The organism is Pseudarthrobacter sp. RHLT1-30-1, assembly GCF_059383415.1.
In genome coordinates this window covers 256,834-264,504 of sequence record NZ_JBWZCG010000002.1, presented here as the reverse complement: position 1 = coordinate 264,504, position 7,671 = coordinate 256,834, and the positions used below count along the sequence as shown (strand labels likewise).

At 68.5% G+C, this 7,671-nt stretch carries 8 protein-coding genes; 4 read left to right on the top strand and 4 right to left on the bottom strand.

Translation table 11 applies throughout. The features are described from left to right. Positions 1-107: 107 nt before the first annotated feature. Positions 108-740: an O-methyltransferase gene (locus AC50YM_RS03600; protein WP_494955629.1), complete on the bottom strand. Its 633-nt coding sequence runs from the start codon at positions 738-740 to the stop codon at positions 108-110. A 269-nt stretch (positions 741-1,009) separates the two neighbouring features. Between AC50YM_RS03600 and sigE the strand changes: the two genes are divergently transcribed. The 3 genes from sigE (at position 1,010) to AC50YM_RS03585 (ending at position 3,288) form a co-directional block, all read left to right on the top strand. Beyond that, positions 1,010-1,645 (top strand): RNA polymerase sigma factor SigE, encoded by a 636-nt coding sequence (gene sigE / locus AC50YM_RS03595; protein ID WP_494955628.1) that lies wholly within the window; start codon positions 1,010-1,012, stop codon positions 1,643-1,645. A gap of 8 nt (positions 1,646-1,653) precedes the next feature. Continuing rightward, the gene (locus AC50YM_RS03590) at positions 1,654-2,787 is read left to right on the top strand and encodes an anti-sigma factor (protein ID WP_494955627.1); all 1,134 of its coding nucleotides are present in this window, start codon (positions 1,654-1,656) and stop codon (positions 2,785-2,787) included. A 102-nt stretch (positions 2,788-2,889) separates the two neighbouring features. Beyond that, positions 2,890-3,288 carry a twin-arginine translocase TatA/TatE family subunit gene (locus AC50YM_RS03585; RefSeq protein WP_494955626.1) on the top strand — a complete coding sequence of 133 codons (399 nt, stop codon included), beginning with the start codon at positions 2,890-2,892 and terminating at the stop codon, positions 3,286-3,288. Positions 3,289-3,318: 30 nt separating this feature from the next. Here the strand turns inward: AC50YM_RS03585 and AC50YM_RS03580 are convergent, their stop codons facing one another. From AC50YM_RS03580 to AC50YM_RS03570, 3 genes are read right to left on the bottom strand one after another with little or no spacing between them, the layout of a single operon-like run. After that, positions 3,319-4,485, bottom strand: a complete 1,167-nt coding sequence (locus AC50YM_RS03580) for an Mrp/NBP35 family ATP-binding protein (protein ID WP_494955625.1) — start codon at positions 4,483-4,485, stop codon at positions 3,319-3,321. A gap of 11 nt (positions 4,486-4,496) precedes the next feature. Beyond that, positions 4,497-5,333 (bottom strand): DUF1003 domain-containing protein, encoded by an 837-nt coding sequence (locus AC50YM_RS03575; protein WP_494955624.1) that lies wholly within the window; start codon positions 5,331-5,333, stop codon positions 4,497-4,499. After that, entirely contained in the window at positions 5,314-6,597 is a 1,284-nt protein-coding gene (locus AC50YM_RS03570) for a magnesium transporter MgtE N-terminal domain-containing protein (RefSeq protein ID WP_494955623.1), read from the bottom strand. Before AC50YM_RS03570 ends, AC50YM_RS03575 begins: the two co-directional genes overlap by 20 nt. Positions 6,598-6,674: 77 nt before the next feature. On the opposite strand from AC50YM_RS03570, the gene AC50YM_RS03565 reads away from it, so the two are divergent. Then, the gene (locus AC50YM_RS03565) at positions 6,675-7,595 is read left to right on the top strand and encodes a YflT domain-containing protein (RefSeq protein ID WP_494955622.1); all 921 of its coding nucleotides are present in this window, start codon (positions 6,675-6,677) and stop codon (positions 7,593-7,595) included. Positions 7,596-7,671 lie beyond the last annotated feature (76 nt).

Here is a 7,671-nt window from a genome sequence, read left to right as displayed (position 1 = left end):
TTTCTGGCTTAGAATCTTCTTCTTCCCGGGGGTGGGGGGGGGCTGGGGCTGTAGCGACTGTCTTTCCCCCCCCCCCGCCCTCTGTTTTCTTTCGGGCAGCGTGAAACCTACTTCTTGACGGCGACCAGCAGGCCGTTGCCAGTCGGCAGCATGGCGGACGCGAGGCGGTCGTCGTCGCGGATGGCCTTGCCCACCTGGCGCAGGACCACAGTGGTAGCCTCGCGCGCGGCCGGGTTCGCGACGCGGTCCTGGTCCAGCGCGTCATTGACGATCAGCAGGCCCCCGGACTTGAGCAGGCGGACGGCCTGTTCCACATAGCCGGGGTAGTTCGGCTTGTCGGCATCAATGAAGACCAGGTCGTAAGCGCCGTCCGTCAGGCGGGGGAGGACGTCGCGGGCCCGGCCGGAAATGGTCCGGGTACGGTTGGCCGGGCTGCCGGCTTCCTGGAACGCCTCCCGGGCGGCTTTCAGGTGTTCGACGTCGACATCGATTGTGGTCAGCACGGCCTGCGGACCCAGGCCCCGCAGAAGGCAGACGCCGGAGACGCCCGCGCCGGTGCCGATTTCGACGGCCGTCTGGGCCTTGGAGGCGGCGGCCAGGACGGTCAGGACGGCTCCGACGCCCGGGCCGACCGGGGTGACGCCCAGTTCGAAGGACCGTTCGCGCGCGTGCAGCATGACCTCGTCCTCGGCAGGCAGATCTTCTGCGTAGGACCAGCTCGTTGACTTATCGGCGCTCATGTAATTCGCTTTCTGGGCGGCAGGGGATTGTTCCCCCCAGCCTACTGTGTCCGGTGGTACCGGCCCGGGAGGCGCCCCCGCGGCAGGGCCGCCGGCTGCCGGTTCCGCCGTGGGCTGAAGGGCTGCCGGCGTCAGGAAATTCACAGCTTGTTTTGAAATGATGGGTATCCGCTCATCCGTGTGGTGATCGGCGCCGAATCAATGACGCAGGAGCTTGCGCCCGCAAGCACCGTCCACGGCGAAAGCACCATCCACGAGGGGAGCGGACAATGTCGGTTTTGGCAGCTGTCCCTGCAACTGAAGAGTCCCAGCCCGCGGCGGAGCCCGAATGGGTCCGGCCCACCTGGGAGGAAGTGGTCACCAACCACTCCGCGAAGGTGTACCGCCTCGCGTACCGGCTGACCGGCAACAAGTACGACGCCGAGGACCTCACCCAGGAGGTGTTCGTCCGCGTGTTCCGTTCGCTGGAGAACTTCAAGCCGGGCACCCTGGACGGGTGGCTGCACCGGATCACCACCAATCTCTTCCTGGACCAGGCCCGGCGCAAGAGCCGGATCCGCTTCGACGCCCTGGCCGACGATGCCGAATCCCGCCTGCCCGGGCGCGAGCCGGGACCGGAGCAGAGTTTCGAGTTCAACAACCTTGACATCGACGTGCAGGCAGCCCTCGAGGAACTTCCCCCGGATTTCCGCGCCGCAGTCGTCCTCTGCGACCTCGAGGGGCTGTCCTACGACGAGGTTGCCGTCGCCCTGGGCATCAAACTGGGGACGGTCCGCTCCCGGATCCACCGCGGCCGGACCATGCTCCGGGAGAAGCTGGCGCACCGCGACCCGCGGCCGCAGCAGCCTGCCAAGACCTCGCTGAAGCCGCGGCTTAAGCTGCCCCGCATCGCCGGCCTGCTCTGAACCAGGCCATGCGTCTGCTGCAACGCCTGCTGCGCGGCCCCCACGACCGGCGCCGCCAGCACTTGGATTCGTGCCCGGATTGCCGGCTGCAGCAGCGCCGCGAACGCCAGTACCTGGAGCGGCTGCGCGGAGCCGACGTGCCGACGGCCAGCGACGACCTGACCGCGCGGCTGCTGGCCCGCACCGAGGAACTTGCCCGCCAGGAACCGCCCGCATTGCTCCGGCCGGCGCCGGGCCGCGGCTTCCGTCCAGCAGTCCGGGCGGCAGCGATCGTTGCCGTTGGGGCAGCAGCGGCGACCGTCCTGCTCGGCGGATCGGCCTACCTGGTGGGCGGGGATCCCGCCCCGGCGGCCGGCGCGGCACCCGCCTCCGTTTTGCTGCAGCGGGACCTTGCAGTCTCCGGGGCTGCTGCCCTGGGGACAGAGCCGGGGGCCGCTGCAGGGGCGCCGACCAGCTGGGGCCTCACGGGGGAACCCGATTTCACTCCGGCGGGTGCCCTCACCGGCGCCCAGCTCTCCACGCTGCGCTCCGCCGGCTGGACCTGCCCCGAGTTCCATGATCTCGGCTACCGCATGGTCTGGGCTCGGGCCGGGGAGCTCGCCGGCGGGGAACTGATTGAGTTGCGCCTGACCAACGGCCGGAATTTCGTCACCGTACTGGAACAACACGGTGACTTGCCGGGGCAGTCCGGCAGCCCGGGCACCGGGGGACTATCCGGCGCGCCGGTCCCGGTCAACGTGCTCACGGGCCGCCTCGCGACGTCGGACGGCTTCACCGCCGCGACGGTGCCGGAGAGCGGCCCCGTGGCCGGTGCCGCGGCTGGGACCGGCAGCGGGACCCTGTGGATTAACCACACGTCACCCTTTGCCGCCATCTACCAGGCCGGCGGTACCACCTTCACGTTCGTGACGGACCAGCCCGCGGAACAGGCCGCCGATGGTGTGGCAGCGCTGGTGCGGTCCCGCAGCTCGGCAGCGCGGACAGCCAGTGAAGGGGCAGCCGGTGAAGGTACAGCCGGGGAACCCGGCGCCCCCGGCGCAGGGCCTGCCAAAAACAGCGCAGAAGCATCCGACGCCGGCCCCGACATCGCCGGGAGGATGGAGCGCGGGCTGGCCAGGATCGTGGAGCTGCTGGCGCCGTGACCGCCGCACTTGTCGCGCACCGGCCGCGGAACCGCCTGGGCCGGGCGCCGTGTGTCGGGGCCGAATCGTTCCGGCCCCGATGGAGAGGGTAATCTTCCTACAGTGCTTGGAATCAATGGACCGGAGTTCTTACTTCTGCTGATCATCGGCCTGATGGTGATTGGTCCCAGTAGGCTGCCCGAATACACCCAGAAACTTGCCAATATTGTCAAGGAAGTCCGCCGGATGGCGTCGGGGGCCCGGGAGCAGATCAAGGAAGAAGTCGGCATCGACATCGATGACGTCGACTGGAAGAAGTATGATCCCCGGCAATACGATCCGCGCCGGATCATCAAAGAAGCGCTGCTGGACGATGACACCAAACCGGTGAGCGCCGGCGCCCCGGCCGCCGTCGCCACTGTGGCGGCCGCCTCCGCGGCGGCTGCGGAACGCCGGCCCGAGCGGACGGTTGAGCGGCTCCCGGACGGCGATCCGGCGCCCTTCGACTCAGAAGCCACCTAGCCTCAGACGCCATCTGGCCCCAGACTCCACTTAGCGGGGCTGCAGGCCGAGCGGCTTTCCGCTCAGCCCGCGCGGGACCGAAGCGAGGGCCCCGGCGATGTCCAGCAGTGCCAGGGCTGCCGGCGTTTCGGGCCGGCCAAGCACCAGCGGAACGCCGGCGTCGCCGCCCTCCCGCAGCAGAATGTCCAGCGGAATCTGTCCCAGCAGCGGAACATCGGTCCCGACCGTGGCGGACAGCCGTTCGGCGAGCACCGCGCCGCCGCCACTTCCGAACAGCTCCATCCGGCCGCCGTCGGGCATTTCCAGGTACGACATGTTTTCCACGATGCCGGCGACGCTCTGGCCGGTCTGGGTCGCGATGGCGCCGGCCCGTTCGGCCACATCCGCGGCCGCGGCCTGGGGTGTGGTCACCACCAGGATCTTGGCCTGCGGCAGCAGCTGGGCAACGGAGATGGCGATGTCGCCGGTGCCGGGCGGAAGGTCCAGGAAGAGGATGTCGAGATCGCCGAAGTAGACGTCGGTGAGGAACTGCTCCAGGGCCCGGTGCAGCATCGGCCCGCGCCAGGCAACCGGCTGGTTGCCGGCGACGAACATGCCAATCGAGATGACTTTGACCCCGTAGGCGACCGGCGGCAGGATCATGTCATCCACCCGGGTGGGGGCCTGGGTGATCCCCATCAGCGCGGGCACGGAAAAGCCGTGGACGTCCGCGTCCACGATCCCCACCCGCAGCCCCTGGGCGGCCAGGGCACAGGCGAGGTTCACCGTGACGGAGGACTTTCCCACGCCGCCTTTGCCGCTGGCGACGGCGTACACGCGGGTCAGCGAGCCGGGTTCGTTGAACGGGATCCCGCGCTGGCCGCCGGCGCCCCGGAGCTGCTCCTTGAGGGTGTCGCGCTGCTCCTGCGTCATGACCTGGAGTTCGACGTCGACGCCGGTGACCCCCGGTACGGCGGACAGGGCCGCTTCGCAGTCGGCGGTGATGGTGCCGCGCAACGGACAGCCGGCGATGGTCAGGAGGACAACGATCCGCACCAGGCCGCCGTCGGAGATCGTTACCGAGTCCAGCATGCCCAGTTCGGTGATGGGACGGCGAAGCTCGGGATCGATCACGGTGGCGAGTGCGGCGTGCACCGCCCGTTCCCTGGCCGAAGCCGGGGAAGCTCCCTGGGTGGTGCTGTCCTGGCGGGGGTTCATGCGGTGGCTGCTCAGTTCTCGGGGAAAGCGGAGGGTAACGGTGCGCCGGCGCTGTCCGGTCCGGCAGCCGGCGGCGTGTCCGGCGTTGAGGTGCCGTTGGTGTCCGGGGCGGTGCTGGCGGTGGTGTCCGGCGCGGCTTGGGCGCTTTTGCCCGGCCTGGGGTCGTTCTTGCCCCCGGACTTGACCCGTGCGACCTGCTGGGTCCGGGGGTTGCGCTGCTTGTCGCGGCGTTCCTTCATTTTGTCCTTGACCTTGTCCCGCGGTGTCTCGTGGACACCGGCGGAGGGATCGTGGGTGCGCAGTTCCTCCTGCGCCTCCAGCATGTCCTCGAGCAGGCTGCGCAGTTCGGCCCTGACGTAGTCGCGGGTGGCGACTTCGCGCAGGGCGATCCGCAGCGAGGCGAGTTCCCGGGTCAGGTATTCGGTGTCGGAGAGGTTGCGTTCCGCGCGTTGGCGGTCCTGCTGGAGGGAGACACGGTCACGGTCGTCCTGCCGGTTCTGGGCCAGGAGCAGGAGTGGCGCGGCGTACGAGGCCTGCAGCGAGAGCATCAGGGTCAGCAGGGTGTAGCCGAGTGCCCGGGAGTCGAACTGCCAGTCCTGCGGGGCAAACGTGTTCCAGACCAGCCAGACCACGACGAACACCGTCATGTAGACCAGGAACTGCGGTGTGCCCATGAAGCGGGCGAAGCCTTCCGTGGTCTGGCCGAAGGCGTCAGGGTTGGGGGAGAACTTCGGCAGGATCCGTTGCCGGCCGCTCAGGGGTGTATCAAGGCCGCCTTTGTCCGATTTGCTGCCCTGCCGGACCTGGGGGTTCCGTGGTGCGCTGTTATCAGCCAATGCGGCCTCCAAGCTTCCTTATCGGGACATCGTCCTCGTGGGCGCGCCAGTCATCGGGCAGCAGATGATCCAGCACATCGTCAACAGTCACCGCCCCCACAAGCCGACCGTCGCTGTTGACGACGGGGAGCGAGTTGAGGTTGTAGGTGGCCAGCGTGCGGGCCACCTCGCTGATGTGGGCCTGGTCCGACACCGGCTCCAGGGTCTTGTCCACCAGGTTGCCCAGCGGTTCGGGCGGCGGGTAGCGCAGCAGTTGCTGGATGTGCACGACGCCGAGGAAACGGCCGGTGGGCGTTTCCAGCGGGGGCCGGGCGATGAAAATCGAGGATGCTAGGGCGGGGGAGAGCTCTTCGCGCCGGACGTGGGCGAGGGCCTCGGCGACGGTGGCTTCCGGGGGCAGGATGACCGGGACCGGGGTCATCAGGCCGCCGGCGGTGTCCTCGTCGTACTCAAGCAGCCGGCGGACGTCTTCGGCGCCTTCGGGTTCCATCAGCTGAAGCAGCTGTTCGGCCTGCGCGCTGGGCAGCTCGGCGAGGAGGTCGGCGGCGTCGTCCGGGTCCATTTCCTCCAACACGTCCGCGGCCCGGTTCACGTCGAGGGCGGAAAGGATCTCCACCTGGTCGCCCTCCGGCATCTCCTGCAGGACATCGGCGAGGCGTTCGTCCTGCAGCTCACTGGCGACCTCGAAGCGGCGCTTGTCGCTCATCTCCTGCAGGGCCTCGGCGAAGTCGGCAGGCTTGAGATCCTCGTGGGTCGCGACGAACTGGGTGGCGGCCTGGGGCTCGGTGCGGGCGCCCTGCTGCGCATCGGCCCAGTCGATGATCATGGTTTCGTTGCGGCGCAGCCTGCTCAACGGGGACAGTGAATGGCCGCGGCGGACAAAGAGCTTGCTGACGAACCAGTCGCCGGAGCGGTGCCGGTCCATCGCGATGTCCTCGATAGTGGCGTCCCCGCTGCCGTCGGCCAGCGTAACCCGGCGGTCAAACATCTCGGCCACGACCAGGGTTTCGGCGCCGCGCTGCTCGAAACGCCGCAGGTTCACCAGCCCGGTGCAGATGATCTGGGTCTGGTCGATCGAGGTGATCCGGGTCATCGGCACGAAGACCCGCTTCTTCCCGGGGACCTCGACAACGATGCCCACCACATGCGGGGCGCCGCGGGACCCGCGGGAGAGCACCACAACGTCACGCAGCCGGCCCAGCCGGTCGCCCAGAGGGTCGAAGACGTCAAGGCCGAGGAGGCGCGCGACAAACACCCGCGCTAGATTTGTGCTCACCTCTACAGGCTACCGAGTCCGCTCTCTTTTAGCTGAATTTACAGCCGGTGCCCAGCCGGATAGGTAAGAATGGTCGTATGTCAAACATTTTTGGTGCTCCCAGGGCTGGCGCCCCCAACGGCCCGGACGAGGCCCGCAGTGTCCCCAAGGGCGACACCGTCGGTTCCTACCACTCCTACCTGGATGCCCAGAAGGCGGTGGACTACCTCGCGGACCAGCAATTTCCGGTGCAGATGGTCTCGATCGTCGGCAACGACCTGAAGATGGTGGAGCGTGTGACGGGCCGGCTGACATACCCCCGGGTGGCGCTCTCGGGTGCGCTGAGCGGCATGTGGTTCGGCCTGTTCGTGGGCATCATGCTGTCCTTCTTCTCCACCACCGACGGTGCTTTCTCGATCATTACGTCGGTGCTCATGGGTGCGGCGTTCTTTATGCTGTTCGGCATCGTTACCTACGCCATGCAGCGGGGTAAGCGCGACTTCACCTCCACGAGCCAGGTGGTGGCCACCAATTACGACGTCGTGGTCTCCTTCGAAGCGGCGAACGAGGCGCGGCGCCTGCTGCACCAGCTGCCGATGACCCAGCAGGATGCCTCTTCGTCGGCCGGATATTCCCAGCGCGATTACCAGCACCAGCCGTACCAGCCGGGCCCGCAGCAGGGTTCCCATCAGCCGGGCCAGGAGCCGCAGCGTCCGGCCGGCTGGAACGACCCCTACGGGCAGCGCACCCCCGACGCCGGCGCGCAGCAGCCCGGGGCACAGCAGCCTGGTGGACCGCAGCCAGGTGGACAGCAGACCGGCAGCCAGCCGGACGGAGGCCAGCAGGCAGAGCCCCACCTTCGGCCGGCAGGATCTGCCGCTACCGCGGCGGAGACCGAAGAGGTCGCCAAGCCGGCCGGCTTCGCCTATCCGGACCTGCCGGACGGCCGCCCGCAGTACGGGGTCCGCGTCACCGATGCGCCCAAGCAGGGACCCGACGAGGGCGATTCGCAGCACTAACCGGCCAAGCAGGACTAACTGGCGATGCAGAAGGCCTCCGCCCCGGAATGATCCGGGCGGAGGCCTTCTGCATGGC

Excerpts from the sequence above, each read along its gene's own strand:
- AC50YM_RS03600 (WP_494955629.1), bottom strand. The coding sequence starts at position 740 with ATGAGCGCCGATAAGTCAACGAGCTGGTCCTACGCAGAAGATCTGCCT.
- sigE (WP_494955628.1), top strand. The coding sequence starts at position 1,010 with ATGTCGGTTTTGGCAGCTGTCCCTGCAACTGAAGAGTCCCAGCCCGCG.
- AC50YM_RS03590 (WP_494955627.1), top strand. The coding sequence starts at position 1,654 with ATGCGTCTGCTGCAACGCCTGCTGCGCGGCCCCCACGACCGGCGCCGC.
- AC50YM_RS03580 (WP_494955625.1), bottom strand. The coding sequence starts at position 4,485 with ATGAACCCCCGCCAGGACAGCACCACCCAGGGAGCTTCCCCGGCTTCG.
- AC50YM_RS03565 (WP_494955622.1), top strand. The coding sequence starts at position 6,675 with ATGTCAAACATTTTTGGTGCTCCCAGGGCTGGCGCCCCCAACGGCCCG.